The 16,029-nt window shown below is 64.5% G+C and carries 17 protein-coding genes; 10 read left to right on the forward strand and 7 right to left on the reverse strand.

Translation table 11 applies throughout. The annotated features are described in order from the left end of the window. Positions 1–4: 4 nt before the first annotated feature. The gene (locus NYO99_RS17090) at positions 5–1,045 is read right to left on the reverse strand and encodes a PEP-CTERM sorting domain-containing protein (RefSeq protein WP_268168450.1); all 1,041 of its coding nucleotides are present in this window, start codon (positions 1,043–1,045) and stop codon (positions 5–7) included. Positions 1,046–1,196: 151 nt separating this feature from the next. Here NYO99_RS17090 and NYO99_RS17095 point away from each other — a divergent pair, with 151 nt between their 5' ends. Both NYO99_RS17095 and NYO99_RS17100 read left to right on the forward strand, forming a co-directional pair. Then, complete coding sequence (locus NYO99_RS17095; RefSeq protein WP_268168451.1) at positions 1,197–1,832, forward strand: L-threonylcarbamoyladenylate synthase; 636 nt, start codon at positions 1,197–1,199, stop codon at positions 1,830–1,832. 170 nt (positions 1,833–2,002) lie between these two features. Continuing rightward, on the forward strand, positions 2,003–2,314 hold the full coding sequence (locus NYO99_RS17100) for a hypothetical protein (RefSeq protein ID WP_268168452.1): 312 nt from the start codon (positions 2,003–2,005) through the stop codon (positions 2,312–2,314). Between the two features lie 71 nt (positions 2,315–2,385). On the opposite strand, the gene NYO99_RS17105 is transcribed toward NYO99_RS17100, so the two are convergent. The 3 genes from NYO99_RS17105 to NYO99_RS17115 form a co-directional block, all read right to left on the reverse strand. Beyond that, positions 2,386–2,754: a glutaredoxin family protein gene (locus tag NYO99_RS17105; protein ID WP_268168453.1), complete on the reverse strand. Its 369-nt coding sequence runs from the start codon at positions 2,752–2,754 to the stop codon at positions 2,386–2,388. A 21-nt stretch (positions 2,755–2,775) separates the two neighbouring features. Next, positions 2,776–3,681, reverse strand: coding sequence for a polyphosphate kinase 2 (ppk2, locus tag NYO99_RS17110; RefSeq protein ID WP_268168454.1), 906 nt, complete (start codon positions 3,679–3,681; stop codon positions 2,776–2,778). A 153-nt stretch (positions 3,682–3,834) separates the two neighbouring features. Then, a complete protein-coding gene (locus NYO99_RS17115; protein WP_268168455.1) occupies positions 3,835–4,614 on the reverse strand; it encodes an oxygen-binding di-iron domain-containing protein in 780 nt (259 codons plus the stop codon). Between the two features lie 140 nt (positions 4,615–4,754). Between NYO99_RS17115 and NYO99_RS17120 the strand changes: the two genes are divergently transcribed. From NYO99_RS17120 to NYO99_RS17145, 6 genes are all read left to right on the forward strand, one after another. Continuing rightward, entirely contained in the window at positions 4,755–6,782 is a 2,028-nt protein-coding gene (locus NYO99_RS17120; RefSeq protein WP_268168456.1) for a DEAD/DEAH box helicase, read from the forward strand. Between the two features lie 617 nt (positions 6,783–7,399). Further along, positions 7,400–8,716, forward strand: a complete 1,317-nt coding sequence (locus tag NYO99_RS17125) for an HlyD family secretion protein (RefSeq protein WP_268168457.1) — start codon at positions 7,400–7,402, stop codon at positions 8,714–8,716. 74 nt (positions 8,717–8,790) lie between these two features. Then, positions 8,791–8,973 (forward strand): hypothetical protein, encoded by a 183-nt coding sequence (locus NYO99_RS17130; protein WP_268168458.1) that lies wholly within the window; start codon positions 8,791–8,793, stop codon positions 8,971–8,973. A gap of 61 nt (positions 8,974–9,034) precedes the next feature. Further along, entirely contained in the window at positions 9,035–10,084 is a 1,050-nt protein-coding gene (locus NYO99_RS17135) for an MvdC/MvdD family ATP grasp protein (protein ID WP_268168459.1), read from the forward strand. A 9-nt stretch (positions 10,085–10,093) separates the two neighbouring features. Continuing rightward, on the forward strand, positions 10,094–11,149 hold the full coding sequence (locus NYO99_RS17140) for a hypothetical protein (protein WP_268168460.1): 1,056 nt from the start codon (positions 10,094–10,096) through the stop codon (positions 11,147–11,149). 5 nt (positions 11,150–11,154) lie between these two features. After that, positions 11,155–13,266 (forward strand): peptidase domain-containing ABC transporter, encoded by a 2,112-nt coding sequence (locus NYO99_RS17145; RefSeq protein WP_268168461.1) that lies wholly within the window; start codon positions 11,155–11,157, stop codon positions 13,264–13,266. A gap of 312 nt (positions 13,267–13,578) precedes the next feature. Here NYO99_RS17145 and NYO99_RS17150 read toward each other — a convergent pair whose 3' ends face one another. The 3 genes from NYO99_RS17150 to ybaK are packed head-to-tail and all read right to left on the reverse strand — an operon-like array spanning position 13,579 to position 15,149. Next, positions 13,579–13,932 carry a RidA family protein gene (locus tag NYO99_RS17150; protein WP_268168462.1) on the reverse strand — a complete coding sequence of 118 codons (354 nt, stop codon included), beginning with the start codon at positions 13,930–13,932 and terminating at the stop codon, positions 13,579–13,581. Between the two features lie 4 nt (positions 13,933–13,936). Continuing rightward, entirely contained in the window at positions 13,937–14,650 is a 714-nt protein-coding gene (plsY, locus tag NYO99_RS17155; RefSeq protein ID WP_268168463.1) for a glycerol-3-phosphate 1-O-acyltransferase PlsY, read from the reverse strand. Between the two features lie 4 nt (positions 14,651–14,654). Next, complete coding sequence (ybaK, locus tag NYO99_RS17160) at positions 14,655–15,149, reverse strand: Cys-tRNA(Pro) deacylase (protein ID WP_268168464.1); 495 nt, start codon at positions 15,147–15,149, stop codon at positions 14,655–14,657. Between the two features lie 90 nt (positions 15,150–15,239). On the opposite strand from ybaK, the gene NYO99_RS17165 reads away from it, so the two are divergent. Then, complete coding sequence (locus NYO99_RS17165; RefSeq protein ID WP_268168465.1) at positions 15,240–15,788, forward strand: DUF2975 domain-containing protein; 549 nt, start codon at positions 15,240–15,242, stop codon at positions 15,786–15,788. Further along, the gene (locus NYO99_RS17170) at positions 15,788–16,027 is read left to right on the forward strand and encodes a helix-turn-helix domain-containing protein (protein WP_268168466.1); all 240 of its coding nucleotides are present in this window, start codon (positions 15,788–15,790) and stop codon (positions 16,025–16,027) included. The genes NYO99_RS17165 and NYO99_RS17170 overlap by 1 nt, the downstream gene beginning before the upstream one ends. Positions 16,028–16,029 lie beyond the last annotated feature (2 nt).

Consider the following 16,029-nt stretch of genomic DNA (forward strand, 5'->3'; position numbering starts at 1 on the left):
GCGTTCAGCCGCGACGACTTGGCCGGCGCCCCGCCGCCAGCCCAGCCAGCGCCAGACCCACCAGCGCCAGCGAACCCGGCTCGGGCAGCGCCTCGGCGCGTTGCAGTTCGGGATAGAGGAATTGGCGGGTGCCGTACTCGTCGTTGGTCAGCGGCACGGCCGTGCCCAGCGGCAACGCGGCGCTGATGCCCAGGCCACGGGACTCCATCAGCAGGTTGACCCCGGCAGCCGTGCTGCTGGCACCGATGCCGTAGCGCTGCAGGCCCGCCGAACTCGAAGGATCGAACGGGTCCACCAGCAGCGCCCAGGAGTTGCTCATCGTACCGGCCGGGTCGGCCGCGCTGAAGTTGTCGTCGATGAAGCTCCCCGGGTTGATGTCGCCCTCCACATCACCCAAGCCCAGCGCATGGCCCAGCTCGTGGGTCAGCAGCCGCTGGAAGATGTCCAGCGTGTAGGCCGCGCCGCTGTTGCTGTTGAGATAGACGTCGGCACCCGAGATCGCACGGGAATGCGCGTAATTGGCGACACCGGAGGTCAGCGTCACCGGCGAGCCGATGCCGTTGAACCAGGTTTCGCCCTGCAAGCCGTTGTCACCGACATTCCAGAACCTGGCATCGGCGGTCGCGATCAGGTCGATCTCAGCCCCGTTGATGTCGATGCCACCGCCCGCCACCCCCTGCACCGACGTGCCCAGGTCCGCCACGAAGCTCAGGGCCGTGCCCAAGCCAGTGACCGGGTCCACCGAGGCCCAGGCGGCGAAGGAGTCCTGCACCGCCTGGGTGAAGGCCGCCACGGTGGGCGCTGCGCCAGACCAGGTGAAGCGGTCACGGAAAGCCTCGAAGGAGCCGCCGGACATGGAATAGCGCAAGCCGCCGTCCAGCGAGCGCTCATTGCCGTCGATGGTGCGGGCCGCAGCATCCCATCGGAAGACGCCGCCGGTCAGGCCGGTGGGGTCCATGCCGAACACCACCCCGGCCTGCGCAGGCGGCGCCAGCAACGCGGCACCCATCGTCAAGACCAGACTCCAAGCGCGAATGGATTTCATGGCAATGCCTCGCTATGAAGGGAGGCCTGCCCAGGTCGCAAGTTCCAGGCCATTGGCCGCTGCTCATGGGCGCGCGGACCAACAACCCGCGGCAGATCGCCTGCGTCTGTAAAGCGAATCGACATCGGCGCTGGCCGGTAGGATCGGCCGCATGGCCCAGCTCTTCGAAGTCCACCCCGACAACCCGCAACCCCGCTTCCTGCGCCAGTGCGTGCAGATGCTGCAGGCCGGCGGCATCGGCGCGGTGCCGACCGACTCCAGCTACGCCTTCGTCTGCCACCTGAACGACAAGTCAGCGGCCGAGGCCCTGCGGCGGGTGCGGGGGGTGGACGACAAGCACCACCTGACGCTGCTGTGCCGCGACCTGTCGGAGCTGGCCACCTACGCGATGGTGGACAACCGGCAGTACCGGCTGCTGAAGCTGGCCACACCGGGGGCGTACACCTTCATCCTGCCGGCCACCAAGGAAGTGCCGCGGCGCCTCTCGCACCCCAGCCGCCGCACCATCGGCCTGCGCGTGCCGGAGCACCGCGTCACGCAGGACCTGCTGGCGCTGCTGGGCGAGCCGCTGCTGTCCACCACGCTGATCCCGCCCGGCGACAGCGAGGCGCTGAACGACGCCAGCGAAGTGGCCGAGCGGCTGGACCGGCAGCTGCAGTTCATCCTTGACGCCGGCGCCTGCCCGGCCCAGCCCACCACGGTGCTGGACCTCAGCCAGGGCGACGAGCCCGTGTTGGTGCGCCAGGGCCGGGGCGACGTGGCCCGTCTGGGCCTGCAGCTGGGCTGAACGCGGCTGAAACCGGCGCCGCGGGTTACCACTCATCCCGCCTTGCTGCAGTTCATCCGGCGCGGCCCGCGATTGATCGCAGTCGGGTGGCGGGGCCCGGCCCCATTGCAGACACTGACTCCATCGAACAAGCAATCACGCGGTTCGAAACCCACCGAATGGAGTCCATCATGAACCTGCAAGACAAGCTCTTCACCGCCGTCATCGCCGCTGCTGCTGGCCTGACCTTCTCCGTCGCCGCCACCGCCGCGCCGCAGCCCACCGTCAAGCTGGAACGCGTCGTCGTCACCGGCAAGGCCGTCCGTGCCGAAGCCCCGGTCATCGCCCAGTTGCCCCGCGTCATCGTGACCGGCACGGCCGTGCGCACTGAGGCACAAGTGGTGGCCCAGTTGCCGCGCGTCGTCGTCACCGGCTACAGCGAAGCGACGCTGCTGCGCCACACCACGCTGGCCGCTGCCAAGCCCGCCACCAAGCGCATCTGAGCCGGGCGTCCATTTCATGCGAATGACGCCTTTTTCCACTGCCGCCGAGTCGAGTCGCCAGCGCTGCTGAGTCAGCGCTGCCGACTCGGCTCGGCCTTGTCGTCCAGGATCTGCAGCATGCGTGCGCGGTCGAAGCCGATCACCGTCTGCCCGCGCACCAACAGCGTGGGCGTGCCGCGCCCGCCGCGGGCCACATAGTCCGCACGGCACTGCGCATCGCGCTCCAGAAAGCACTCCTGGAACGGGATGCCCTCGCTCGTCATCCAGCGCCGCGCGGCAGTGCACCAGCCGCAGGTCTCGGACGAGATCATGCGGATGTCGCCCGGCTGCACGTGCGCAGCCAGCTGGCGCGCATCCTGCGCAGACACATGACTGCGCCAGCCCCAGGAGGCGAGCGACGCGACGGCGATGACCGCCAGCAGAGACCAGGGCAGCTTCATGCCCCGGATGTTAGGAGCTGCTCAATACACCTCGGGCACGATGAGCTCGGCCGGCACCGGGTGCCGGATGTAGTCCTCGCGCCGCTCGCGCGCCGGCAGCTCGATGTCGGCATGCGGCACCTCCTGGTAGGGCATCTGGCTCAGCAGGTGGTGGATGCAGTTCAGCCGCGCGCGCTTCTTGTCGTCGGCGGGCACCACCCACCAGGGCGACTCGGGGATGTGCGTGCGCTCCAGCATCACCTCCTTGGCCTTGGTGTATTCCTCCCAGCGGCGGCGCGACTCCAGATCCATGGGGCTCAGCTTCCACTGCTTGAGCGGGTCATGGATGCGGCCCAGGAAGCGCACGCGCTGCTCGTCATCGCTGATGGAGAACCAGTACTTGATGAGCTGGATGCCCGAGCGCTGCAGCATGCGCTCGAACTCGGGGGCCGAGCGGAAGAACTCCTCGTACTGCTCGTCGGTGCAGAAGCCCATCACGCGCTCCACGCCGGCGCGGTTGTACCAACTGCGGTCGAACAGCACGATCTCGCCGGCCGCCGGCAGGTGCGACACATAGCGCTGGAAGTACCACTGCGTGCGCTCGCGGTCGTTGGGCGCCGGCAGCGCGGCCACGCGGCACACGCGCGGGTTCAGCCGCTGCGTGATGCGCTTGATGACGCCGCCCTTGCCCGCCGCGTCGCGGCCCTCGAACAGGATGACCACCTTGTGGCCGGTGTGCTGCACCCAGTCCTGCAGCTTCACCAGTTCGCTCTGCAGCCGGAACAGCTCGCGGAAGTAGCGCTTGCGCTGCGCGGACACCTCGGGCGCTGCGTCGGCACCCGGGTCGCTGAAGTCGCGGTCCTCCAACTCCAGCTCGAGCTCTTCGTCGAAATCGTCCTGCAGATCGCGGTGAATGCTCTTTACCAGCTCGTCTTCGATGTGCCCCAAGTTCGGCTCCCGGCTGAAAGCCGGCAGCCTAGCGGCCGCGTGTGGCGCGGCCATGACAGCGCCGCCGCCTCAGAGCCTGTGCATGAATCCGGCGCGCCCGAGTGGCGGCGTTTGGGGCGGCCGAGCGGGTGTGCTGGACGGGTTCACAGGCTCTCAGCCCGGCACGCGGTAGTTCGCCGGCCCGAACAGGTCCACGCCGCATTCCAGCTGCTCCACCCAGGCGATGAACTCCTGCACCGCCGGGCCCACCATCGGCGCGCCGTGCTGCGGCGCGATCATCTGGATGTCCAGCTGCCGCACCATGGCCGCCCACAGCCGCAGCACCTTGTTGCTGACCATGTAGCGGCGGTGGAAGCCCTCCATGCGCGGGATGTGCGCGGCCAGCGACGTGACCGGCTGCTCCGGGTTCAGGCTCACGCCCAGCGACGCGCCCAGGTCGCCCGAGAACAGGATGCGGCTGACCGGGTCGTAGAACTGGAAGTTGCCCTCGGCGTGCAGGAAGTGCGCCGGCAGCGCCCACAGCTCGAAGCGGTCTGCCCCCGTGCCCAGCCGCAGGCGCTCGCCCGCGTCGGGCAGGCCCACGATGCGGCCGGCCGTCTTGCCCGGCTTGCAGAAGTGCGGCGCAAAGCGCTCCCAGATGCGCGAGATGTAGACCGGCGCCTCGGTCGCCGTCATCCAGCGGTCCAGCGAGGCAATGATGTCGGGGTCGGCATGCGAGGCCACGATCGCGGCCAGCTTGTGGGGCGCAAAGAAGGCCGACATGCCGAGGTAGAGCTCGTTGTAGGCAATGTTGCCGCCGGGGTCCAGGATGGCGCCGGTGTCCCCGTTGACGAGCAGGAACTGGTTGGACTGCACCGCATCGCCGCCCTCGTCACCCAGCCGGGCAAACATGACGCAGACATGCCGGTCCTGGCGGAACAACTCGATGGACATCCTGGCGACCCGGTGAGTGATGGTGGTGGCTGCGCAGGCTAACCGCGCCACACGTGGTGCGTCTTGAGCAAGATCAAGGTCGGCCGGATGCTGTATGCATTTACAGTTTCACCCTCCCTGTTTTCGACCAGCCAGATGCCATGAGCCTCGCCGACATCCGCGCGGCCTTGACCGCCGAGCTCTCGGCCACACCCGAGTACTACGACTTCAAGGTGCTGCACGCCGAGCGTGACGGCACGCTGTGGCGCGTCACGCTGGAGCCGGGCTATGTGTTCGCCGAAGGCCAGCGGCCCGGCGCCGCCTCCGCCCAGGCGCTGCTGGACGACAGCCTGGACGGCGCCGCTGCCTGGTGGGGCAGCCCGGCCAAGGGCGGCGCCAGCGTGCTGGCCGTCGTCGTGGAGGACGACCAGCTCGTGCTGCAGAACGCCAGCAGCCCACCGCCGCCGGCCGGCCACCTGATCCGGCTCTACCCCACGCGCTTCCTGAACGCCGTGGCCGATGCCTGGTGGGACACGCCGTGGGCCGAGGCCGCGCTGGCCTGCCTGCCGGATCTCTCGGCCCCCCGCCCGCTGCGCGGCGGCACGCCGCTGACCGGCGAGCCCTTCCGCTGGCTGCGGCCGGCGCAACGCGCCGCGCTGGCGCTCACCGGCTTCAGCAGCGCCTTCCTGTGGGGGCCGCCCGGCACCGGCAAGACGACCACGCTGGGCGTGCTGCTGGCCGAGTACCTGGACCGCCACCCCACGGCGCGTGTGCTGCTGCTGTCCACCACCAACCAGGCCGTGGACCTGGCCACGCTGGCCGTCGACAAGGCGCTACAAAAGGGCCGGCGCGAGCCCCTGCGCGCCGCCGTGCAGCGCCTGGGCACGCGCTTCGACGCCGCCGCCTACGACGGCCGCGAGCACCTCATCCCCACGCAGGACCGCGAGCTCATCGCCCGCCTCGCCCGCGCCGAAGCCGCCCGACCGCCCAGCCGCGACGCGCACGCGCTGAAGGCCTGGGCCGACCGCGTGAGCGACCTGCGCGACGAGCTGCGCGCCTCGTCGCTGAAGGTGCTGCAGCGCTGCCGCCTGGCCAGCATGACGACCACGCGCGCGGCCTTCACGCTGAAGACCCTGCGCGAACTGGCCCCCGACGGCGAGCCGCCCTTCGACCTGCTGGTGTTCGACGAAGCCAGCCAGGTGAGCCTGGCCCACACGCTGGCGCTGATGCCGCTGGGCCGCGCGCGGCTGTTCGCGGGCGACCCGCAGCAGCTCTCGCCCGTACAACGCAGCGAGGATCGGCTGGCCCGCCGCTGGCTGGGCCGCTCTGCCTTCGCTGAGATGCCGCGAGGCACCGGCGCGCAAGCCGCGTCGGTCGCGCTGCTGGACGAGCAATCGCGCATGGCGCCGCCCATCGGTGAGCTCGTCAGCCAGCTGTTCTACGACGGCCTGCTGCGCGTGGCGGACGACGCCGATCGCTCGCCCGACTGGCTGGCCGCCCGGCAGCGCACGCTGGGCGACATCCCGGCCGACGCGCATGTGCACGTGCACCGCCTCAAGACCGACGGCGGCTGGGTGGCCGCCGAGCGCGGGCCGGTGCGGCGCGAATCGGCCGAGGCCATCGCCGAGCTGCTGACTCAGGCACTGGCCAGCGGCCAGTGGCAGGCCGAGGAGGTCATCGTGCTGACGCCCTTCCGTGCCCAGCGCGCGCTGATCCGCCAGCGGCTGCGCGCGCGCGGGCTGCCGGAGCAGCTGCGCGTCAGCACCGTGCACCGGGCGCAGGGCAGCGAGGCGCCGGTGGTGCTGTTCGACCCCGCCGACGGCGCCCAGCCCTTTCTGCACGGCGAGGAAGCGCAGCGCCTGCTCAACGTGGGCCTGAGCCGCGCGCAGGCCAAGCTGGTGCTGTTCGTGTCGCCAGCCGATGCGGCCAGCCCGCTGCTGGCGCCGCTGATGCAGCGGCTGCGGCTGGCGGGCGACACGCGCGCGGCCACGCCCCTGCTGGAGTTGGCCGCGCGGCCGGACTTCCCGGCCAACACCGTCGGCCAGCGCGTGCGCGCCGGGCGGCACGAGGGCGAGGTCGCGCGCCTCAGTGCAGACGGGCAAGCGTTCTGGCTCGTCAACGCGCGCACCGGCGCCGAACAGCTCATCGACGCGGCGTTCTGGCGAAGGCGGGCGCAGGGTGTCGGTTGAAGGTGTGGGGTGATGCGGCGGCTGGCTGAGGGGATCAGCTGCAGCCGATATGCGCGCTGCTTGCTGTCGACATTTTCTGGATGGCGGCTGTGCAGCGGTTGCTGACGGTCGCGGTTTGCCTCCGTACGGCAGCAATGTGCCCAAAGCCGAAATTGATCGGGTGGCAGCGGGAGGGTGACTGCTGTCGCTCGCTGGAGACCCACTCGGTCGCTCCTATCGACTCATCGCGGACATCAGTTAACTAAGGCGAGTTGCTGGCAGGAAGCCGCCATCCGGACCGATGCTCACCATAGGCGAACGTGAGCTGTCACGTGGATCGTCCTCCGGTGAATAGCTTTTCGATCGATCTTGCTGTGGTCACTAGGCTGTCCACGCGACATACGGCGAAGCCGACGTTACCAATCAACTGCTCGCCCCGTTGCAGATATGACGTCGAGGCGTTAAATCCAGAGAGCGTGCGGTTAGCACAAGACTCCATGCATTGGCATCAGGAGCATTCCGACGCAGCTTTGGATGACCGCGCCGGACTCATTTGTCTGGCGCAGGTCCCATAGCATTTCGGAACTAGGCCGCAGGCTAGCTGACGGTCACCAACCCGCAGAGGTCCAGGGAGATGAATGTCAACGTCCGACGCAAAGCGTGCCGCAGTGCCGCTATTCCGACCTGAGGTTGGAGAAGCCCAGCAAGCCCAATGGCTGGGCAGCATCCGAGTCGGTCGTCCGTTGAGCTTCAGTCTCGCAACAGGCGCTGCGTTTGCGATGGCAGCTCTTCTATTCGCCTTCGCCTTCTGGGGAACATTCAGCCGCAAGGCCACCGTTCGAGGTCTCCTACTTCCCACCGGTGGCCTGATCACCATCAAAACGCCGCAGGCTGGTGTTATCGCGGAAGTTTTGGTTAACGAGGGTGACCTCGTTAGCGCCGGACAGCCGCTGCTGCGGGTCAGGAGTCAGCGCATCACTGCTGCTGGAGATCTCGGTGTCTTGAACGACCACGCACTTCGCAGCAGACGTGCCAGTATTGACTCGGAGCGAAGGCTTACTGAACAGAGCTTGCTGCAGCGCAGGGAAAGTCTCCAACAGCGAATGCAAAGCCTCCAGGCGGAGGAACGCCAAGCACTCTCCGAGTTGGAGACTCATCAGTTGCGCTTGCAACTTGCCAGGAAGACCGTAGAACGTCAGCAGCAGCTTGCCAACGACGGATTCGTGGCAGCAGCGCAGGTCCAGTCGAGACAAGAGGAACTGCTTGATATTGAGCTTCGTGTGCGCAACGCAGAGCGGAATCTTCAAGCGCTCACGCGAGACCGCCAAGGAGTGAACGCGGATCTGCAGGCGCTCGTGATGCAAATCAGGGCCAACCTGGAGCAGCTCGATCGCACTCGCGCCGCTTTGGATCAAGAAGCAGTTGAGGCCGACGGCCGCAATGGCCTCACCGTCACCGCGACGAAGGACGGTCACGTCAGTGCCATCACCCTGGAAGTTGGTCAGAGCGTCCAGCCCGGCCAGACGCTGCTGAGCCTTGTCCCAAAGTCCGCCGCTGATCCAGCGAGCCGCGATGTCTCTGAACTGCAGGCGCAGCTTTTTGCACCGAGTCGAACGTCGGCCTTCGTACGAACGGGGCAGAAAGTGTGGCTGCGCTACGCGGGATTCCCCTATCAGAAGTTCGGCATGGCGAGTGGCGAAGTGATCGAAGTAAGTAGGAGTCCGATCGCCGCGTCAGATCTTCCTGCTGGTCAGGCCCTATCCACAGAAGCTGCTGAAGCTTTATATCGAATCACCGTCCGGTTGTCGTCACAGACAGTGATGGCGTATGGACAAGCTATCCCGCTGACGACGGGAATGCGTCTTGACGCTGACATCCTGCAAGAACAGCGGCGGATCTGGGAATGGCTGTTGGAACCTGTGCTGTCCATCGCCAAGTCCGGTATCGGCCGATAACTCGAAATAAAAGAACTCCGCGATTGCCGCCGGCGGACTGAAATAAACGGCGGTGTTTCTCAAATGGAAGAACCATGAACGATCAATCGATGCACTCGAGCGCTGGTACTAATCAACTGCTGCACCGCAGCGTCGCCGTTGAACTGACGCTTGAGCAACTGGATGACATCGCGGGTGCGCAGACCACTCGCTATTACATGACGGGCTGCGACGGCTGCGGCGGTTGCGATGCTGACTACGGACGCGACAACGACTGAGGCCTGCCGTTGACATGACTTGAGCCCACCTCGGTGGGTTCATTCAAAGGTGGTTGAGAAGATGAGCATCCTGATCGTTTCAGAGAGCAGTGACATTCACGCCAACGTGGTCCAACATGCATTGACCACGCATGGGATTTCGACGACAAGACTCGCCAGCGACCGGCTCCCCCGGGAGCAAACGCTCAGCCATCTCTTTATTGACGGCGACGAGCTTTCGCGGGTCAATGGACAAGAGGCATCCAACTTTGAAACAGTGTGGCTCCGTCGACGGGGCCAGCCGAAGAATTTCGAGGACTGCCTAGATAGCGTCGATGAGCAAATCTCGAAGCAGGAGGTTGGGGAATTCTGGAAGCATTGCCAGTTTGCGCTCGCGCCAGGTGCGCGGCAGATAAATCGCTTATCCGCCAAATTAAGAGCGCAAAGCAAAATTTATCAGTTGAGGGTGGCGCAACATGTTGGCCTAAAAATTCCAAAAACAATCATCAGCAATGACGCTGCTGAAGTGATTCGCTTCGCTCAACAACTTGGAACCTTGGCATTCAAGTCATTTTCTCCCGTTCACTGGGACGCGCCATCTGGAAAAATCAACACTTCGACCAACGCTTTATTTACCACCAAAGTATCTTGTGCTCAGGTAATGGATCATTCCGCCTCCATTTCGCGCGCACCGGCAATTTTCCAGGAACTCGTCCCGGCCGCAAGAGAGTACAGGGTTACAGTGTTCGGCAATCAATGTATAACAGCCACAGTTGAGTCGACACACCAGTATTCATCTCTTAGCGATTGGCGCGCTGGCCCCCACTCATCATTGAAAGTGACGCCAAGTGACATTCCTGAAGCACTGAAAATCTTACTTTTCAAATTCATGGATGTCGCGGAGCTTGGATTTGGCACTTTCGACATCCTCGAAACTGGGGATCGGGAATATGTTTTCCTCGAAGTGAATGAAGCGGGGCAGTTCCTTTGGATCGAAGACCGAAATCCAGATATTCAAATACTGAAACCGTTCTGCGATTACTTGGTGGGAAACTCCGCATGGTCAGGTCCCCTTGCGCTCGCCGAAGTTGCAAAAACAGTACGGCCCAGCCGCACCTCGCAACACGCTTAGGAGACCCCGATGACGACACGCAAGCTCCCATCAACTTTTGTCCGAATCAGCGCAATTTCAGCGCTGCTTTGGTTCAATCTTGCAAATGCGGGGACAGTGCAAGACGCTGACTGCCTTGGTGACCAGTCTGATCGGAAGAACTACGACAAAGCGGTTGGCGCGAGCAATTGGGCCGCCATTGCGGAGCGGGACGCAAAACGTCAACGCCAAGTCGTTTCGCAGCTGAAAACCCATCGCGTCCGCTCCGCCCGAGATTTCTATTGTTCGTCATTGATTCTCCTTCACGCGGGAGATGAAAAGAGCCTGCAGTTGTCATACTCCCTTGCGGTTCAAGCCAAGTTGCATTTTCCTGAAGAACGTAAATTCGTCAGACTTTCGGCCCTTGCATGGGATCGGCTAATGATGGCCAGACGACAGCCTCAATGGTTTTCAACCCAATTTGAACAGAATGCATCGAAAGCCGGTGCTTTTCATTTGTACCCCGTTGCAGAAGGTTTGATGAGTGAATCCGAACGCGTGAAGTTGGGAGGCTTGAGCGACGCAGAGGTTAGCGCTGAGCTGAAGACGCTAAATGCTGCTCCTGCAGCAACAAGCCAATCCCCCTCGGCATCGCTGGTTCAGGACAATGCTGCCACGCGTTTCGAGCTGAAAATCGACGCGGCCCTACTGACCACTGCCGTCGACGCAGACGCTAGTTTGGCGACTTTTCTTGCACTCGCAAAGCAAACAGGATTTCTCGCAAAGACTTCAGACAACGGCGTGCTCACAGGTCGTCGAATCTTCCTTCCTCGCACCAGGGAAGCTCTTCGTCCATACTTTGACGGAACCGTTTCGACATTTCCGCGTCCAGAAGGTTCCGCGACGCCCGTCTCCGGAAGTGGCGCCGAGTACAAGATCGAACCGGCGGTTGACGGTGTTCGCCGGATGACCGTCGGCATCGACGACAACGTTCAGGCCGCCGCCACCATGGTCGTTCACCCATCACGTTTTTTTGAACTGACCCTGTTGCAGGACGGCCCCACTGAACTTGTTGTGAAGAGCCTTGGCGCTTCGCCGTCGCGCTGAGCGACATGGCATACGAGTTGCCAGCGCTCGAGGCAGGCGAATGCGGCCTGATGTGCATCGCGGACATCGCAGCGCATCATGGTCGGCACTCAGTACTCGATGAACTGCGAAAGGCTCGAAGCGTCGGCAGGCGTGGCCTAACGGCGCGAGACCTTCTGGTGATCGCCGCGGACCTTGGCCTTTCCGGACGCGCCGTGCGGGTGGAGCTTGAGTCGCTGGCCACCCTTCGACTGCCTTGCATACTGCACTGGGATTTGAATCACTTCGTCGTGCTCAAGAGGTTTCAGCGTGGACATGTCGTCATCTTGGATCCTGCCTTCGGCACGCGCAAGCTCCCACTTGCTGAGGTCTCCAAGCATTTCACAGGTGTTGCGCTGGAACTCACGCCCACTGCAGAGTTTCAGTCGCGGCCGCCTGAGCGGCGCCTGAGTCTTTCCAATTTGACCGGCAGAGTGACAGGTGCATGGACGTCTATTGCTCAAATCCTGTCGGTAGCGGTGGTGTTGGAGATGTTCGCCCTGGCGGCGCCGCTGTTCCAACAATTGACTGTGGACGAGGTCTTAACGTCGTCCGATCATGATCTGTTGACCGTGCTGTTACTCGGGTTCGGGCTGCTTTTGCTGATTCAGACGACGCTTGGACTCGCTAGGTCTTGGATGGTTGTAGTGCTGTCGCAGACGCTCTCGCTGCAATGGGCAACGAACGTGTTCTCGCATCTAGTTAAGCTGCCAATCGCATTCTTTGAACGGCGCCACCTCGGAGACATTACGTCGCGATTCAGCGCCGTCCAAGCAATACAGAAGACGCTGACTACATCGGTGATAGAGGTCGTTCTCGACGGAGTGATGGCCATCGCAGCACTCGCGATGATGCTGATCTACGCGCCGCGGCTGGCCTTGGTGACGATGGGCGCACTCGTGGTATACGGATTGCTGCGCTGGGCGTGGTACGCCCCGTTAAGAACGGCCTCGGCAGAACGCCTTGCCGCCGCCGCCAAGGAGAATTCGCACTTTCTAGAAACGCTGCGCGCCATTGCTCCGTTGAAGCTGTTTGGCCGGGAAGACGAACGTCGCGCCCGTTGGCAGAATCTCATCGTCGAAGTGCAGAACCGCGATGTACGCACAGCTCGCATAGGCATCGCCTTCTCGGCCGCAAACGGTCTGATATTCGGGTTGGAGAACCTGCTTGTGTTGTGGTTGGGAGCTCGACTCGTCATGAACGGTGCGGGCGACGGCACGTCCGCCTTCACTGTCGGAATGCTTTTCGCGTTTATTACCTACAAGACCCAGTTCGCGACTCGCGTGACTGCGCTCATCAACTGTGCGGTGGAGCTCAAGATGGTCGGTCTGCATGCCGAACGCTTGGCAGACATCTGTTTAGAGCCACCAGAGAAGGACGTGGTGCCGCAACATGACTTGAGCCATTTGGCGCCTGCCGTCGAACTACGGAATGTGAGCTTTCGATACGGCGATAACGAGCCGTGGATTCTCAAAGATGCGAATCTCCTGATCGACGCTGGAGAGAGCGTTGCTATTGTGGGATCCTCTGGCACCGGCAAGACAACCTTGCTCAAGGTCGCATTGGGCTTGCTGAAGCCGACTGAGGGAGAGGTGCTGTTCGGCGGTCACCCTGTTCGCCACCTTGGATGGCAAAACTTTCGTCGGCAAATTGGGACGGTGATGCAAGAGGACGTTTTGCTGACTGGCAGCCTTGCCGACAACATCTCCTTCTTCGACGAACGTCCCGATCGCGCATGGGTAGAGGCCTGTGCTCAGATGGCTCAACTGCACCACGAGATTTGCCGCATGCCCATGGGTTATGAGACCTTGATTGGCGATCTCGGCTCAGGCCTGTCCGGCGGGCAGCGCCAGCGTTTGCTCTTTGCCCGCGCGCTTTACAAGCGACCTCGCGTGCTGGCTCTAGACGAAGCCACGAGTCACCTGGATGTCGAGAACGAACGCGCCGTAACTGCAGCGATCGCGCACATGAAACTTACGCGATTGGTGATTGCTCACCGTCCTGAAACGATTGCTGGCGCCAAACGCGTCGTGCAGATGCGAGACGGCAAGGTCTTAGACCTGGCGCGTTCGATGCCAATCCCATCTGTGTCTAGGTGACGGTGACCTGCCCCGGTTTCTCAGAGACATTGATTTCCCTCACACCGGAGAGCGCGCGATGAACAGGCGCAGCGCTTGCGCACTTTTGGCGGCCTGGTGCTGGCCAACGGCTCCTTTGGGCACTTTGCAGCCGCTCGACTGCCTGATCCGGGCGGCTGCAACCAGCCTAAAGCCGTCACTCACCGATCCAGCCTCCCGGCCAAACGCACAACTTCCTATCGCCAGCCAGGAACACGCCCATGAAAAAAGGCGGCCCGCCAGCGCCATCAACGCTGACCAGGCCGCCCTTGTCGAGGCGGATGAGCGATCCGATCAGACCGCTGCGGTCACGACGATCTCGATCTTCCACTCCGGGCGGGCCAGCGCGGCCTGCACGGTGGCGCGCGGCGGGGTGTGGCCCGGCGTGACCCACTGCTCCCACACGCCGTTCATGGCGGCGAAGTCGGCCAGGTCGACGATGAAGATCTGCGCGCGCAGGATGCGGCTCTTGTCGGTGCCGGCGCGGGCCAGCAACTTGTCGATGGCGGCCAGCACCTGGGCCGTCTGGCCCTCGATGCCCTGGCTGCCGTCTTCGGCCACCTGGCCGGCCAGGTAGGCCACGCCGTTGTAGACGGCCATCTCGGACATGCGGGGACCGACGTCGTAGCGCTCGATGCTGTTGCTCATGGGGTCACTTCTTTCGTGAGGGGTGGTGATGCGAATGCCCGGCCGGGCGGGGGCCGGTGCCGTGCGGATGCTTCTTGCTGGTGCCGGCGGCCGGCGTTGCGCCCGCGGCCTTCTGGCCCAGCTTGCTCTCGGTGCCGGCCATCAGTTTCTTGATGTTGGCCTGGTGGCGCCACACCAGCAGCAGGCCCATGATGATGAGGGCCAGCGCGGTGGGGCCGGCTTCCCAAATGAGCAACTGATACATCGGCGCGAACGCGGCCGACACTATGGCGGCCAGCGATGAGTAGCGGCTGAACCAGGCAATGATGGCCCAGGTGGCCAGCGTGGCCACGCCCAGCAGCGGGTTCAGGCCGAAGATGACGCCGGCCGCCGTGGCCACGCCCTTGCCGCCTTCGAACTTGAAGAACACCGGCCACAGGTGGCCCAGGAAGGCACCCAGGCCCACCAGCGCAGCCGTGCCCTCGCCCAGGCCGTGGGGCGCGCCCCAGAGGTAGACGGCGAGCACCGGCAGGTAGCCCTTCAGCGCATCGAACACCAGCGTCAGGATGGCCGCGGCCTTGTTGCCGGAGCGCAGCACGTTGGTGGCGCCGGGGTTGCCGGAGCCGTAGGAGCGCGGGTCGGACAGGCCCATCGCGCGGCTCACGATGACGGCGAAAGAAAGCGAACCGATCAGGTAGCCGCCAACGGCGGCGATCAGGGGAATGAGAGTCTCTTGCATGGCGTCATTGTCCGTTGGCGCACTGCACCGGGCGGGCGCCCAGCAACTCGGTGAGAACCCGGGGCGCGATGCCCACGAGGTAGCCGCGCCGGCCGCCGTTGATGCAGATCTTGTCCAGCGCCAGGATGCTCGCCTCCACGAACACCGGCATGGCCTTGCGCACGCCGAAGGGCGAGGTGCCGCCGACCTGGTAGCCGCTGTGGCGCTGCGCCACCTCGGGCTTGCAGGGCTCCACCTTCTTGCACGGGATCTGCCGGGCCAGCTCCTTCAGGCTGACGGTCTTGTCGCCGTGCATCAGCACGATCAGCGGCTCGGCGCGCTCGTCCTGCATCACCAGCGTCTTGACGACGGCGTGCTCGTCCACGCCCAGCTGCTTGGACGACTCGGCCGTGCCGCCGTGGTCCACGTAGTCGTACACATGCTCGGTGAAGGCCACGCCGGCGCGCTTGAGCATCTGCGTGGCCGGGGTCTCGCTGACATGGGTGCTCTTCTTGCTCATGCCGCCATTCTCGGGGGGATGTGAATATTCTGTTTCCCGGCAACGATTTATTGTTTTACAGTAAGTTTTTCTCGTTTCACGAAGGCGTGCATGCCGGACTCCTTTTCCACCGACGGCCACCGGCGCATCCGCCGGCTGGCCTGGATCGTGCGGCTGCTGAGCCTGCTGGGCGCGTTGTTCATCGGCACCCTGCCCTTCGTGTTCTGGGCCCAGCCCGACTGGGTGGCCGAGGTGGCCGCGCGCACCTGGAGCCTGAGCACCGTGCAGCTGGACCTGGGCTCGCGGCTGTGGGGCCTGGCGGCCATGCTGCTGCCCACGGCGGTGAGCCTGTTCACGCTGTGGCAGATGTGGTCGCTGTTCGGCTGCTTCGCCCAGGGCGAGCTGCTGGCGCGCCGGCCGGCCGCGCACCTGCGCCGCCTGGGCCTGGGCGTCAGCAGCCTGGCCGCCGCCCAGCCGCTGGGCCACACACTGGCCATCCTGGCGCTGACCTGGGGCAACGGCAAGGGCGAGCGACGGCTGTGGTTCGGGCTGTCGTCCGACCATTACCTCGCGCTGCTGTTTGGCCTGCTGCTGCTGGCGCTAGCCCAGGTGCTGTCTGAAGCTGCCCGCGTGGCGGACGAGAACGCCGAGTTCGTCTGATGCCCATCATCGTCACGCTCGACGTCATGCTCGCGCGGCGCAAGATGCGCTCGCGCGAGCTGGCCGAGCGGGTGGGCATCACCGAGGCCAACCTCTCGCTGCTCAAGAGCGGCAAGGTGCGCGGCGTGCGTTTCGACACGCTGGCGCGCATCTGCGAGGTGCTGCAGTGCCAGCCCGGTGAGCTGCTCGCCTGGGAGCCCGGCCCCGAGCCTGAGCCCGATGGCGACACCCCGCCCTGACC

Origin of the sequence: Roseateles hydrophilus (assembly GCF_026712245.1) — a bacterium.
GTDB lineage: Bacteria > Pseudomonadota > Gammaproteobacteria > Burkholderiales > Burkholderiaceae_C > Pelomonas > Pelomonas hydrophilus.

What these genes read in the sequence shown, in the direction of transcription:
- NYO99_RS17120 (WP_268168456.1), top strand. Translation starts at nt 4,755, where the DNA reads ATGAGCCTCGCCGACATCCGCGCGGCCTTGACCGCCGAGCTCTCGGCC.
- plsY (WP_268168463.1), bottom strand. Translation starts at nt 14,650, where the DNA reads ATGCAAGAGACTCTCATTCCCCTGATCGCCGCCGTTGGCGGCTACCTG.
- NYO99_RS17090 (WP_268168450.1), bottom strand. Translation starts at nt 1,045, where the DNA reads ATGAAATCCATTCGCGCTTGGAGTCTGGTCTTGACGATGGGTGCCGCG.
- NYO99_RS17150 (WP_268168462.1), bottom strand. Translation starts at nt 13,932, where the DNA reads ATGAGCAACAGCATCGAGCGCTACGACGTCGGTCCCCGCATGTCCGAG.
- NYO99_RS17170 (WP_268168466.1), top strand. Translation starts at nt 15,788, where the DNA reads ATGCCCATCATCGTCACGCTCGACGTCATGCTCGCGCGGCGCAAGATG.
- ybaK (WP_268168464.1), bottom strand. Translation starts at nt 15,149, where the DNA reads ATGAGCAAGAAGAGCACCCATGTCAGCGAGACCCCGGCCACGCAGATG.
- NYO99_RS17135 (WP_268168459.1), top strand. Translation starts at nt 9,035, where the DNA reads ATGAGCATCCTGATCGTTTCAGAGAGCAGTGACATTCACGCCAACGTG.
- NYO99_RS17125 (WP_268168457.1), top strand. Translation starts at nt 7,400, where the DNA reads ATGTCAACGTCCGACGCAAAGCGTGCCGCAGTGCCGCTATTCCGACCT.
- NYO99_RS17095 (WP_268168451.1), top strand. Translation starts at nt 1,197, where the DNA reads ATGGCCCAGCTCTTCGAAGTCCACCCCGACAACCCGCAACCCCGCTTC.
- NYO99_RS17130 (WP_268168458.1), top strand. Translation starts at nt 8,791, where the DNA reads ATGAACGATCAATCGATGCACTCGAGCGCTGGTACTAATCAACTGCTG.
- NYO99_RS17140 (WP_268168460.1), top strand. Translation starts at nt 10,094, where the DNA reads ATGACGACACGCAAGCTCCCATCAACTTTTGTCCGAATCAGCGCAATT.
- NYO99_RS17100 (WP_268168452.1), top strand. Translation starts at nt 2,003, where the DNA reads ATGAACCTGCAAGACAAGCTCTTCACCGCCGTCATCGCCGCTGCTGCT.
- NYO99_RS17165 (WP_268168465.1), top strand. Translation starts at nt 15,240, where the DNA reads ATGCCGGACTCCTTTTCCACCGACGGCCACCGGCGCATCCGCCGGCTG.
- NYO99_RS17105 (WP_268168453.1), bottom strand. Translation starts at nt 2,754, where the DNA reads ATGAAGCTGCCCTGGTCTCTGCTGGCGGTCATCGCCGTCGCGTCGCTC.
- NYO99_RS17115 (WP_268168455.1), bottom strand. Translation starts at nt 4,614, where the DNA reads ATGTCCATCGAGTTGTTCCGCCAGGACCGGCATGTCTGCGTCATGTTT.
- NYO99_RS17145 (WP_268168461.1), top strand. Translation starts at nt 11,155, where the DNA reads ATGGCATACGAGTTGCCAGCGCTCGAGGCAGGCGAATGCGGCCTGATG.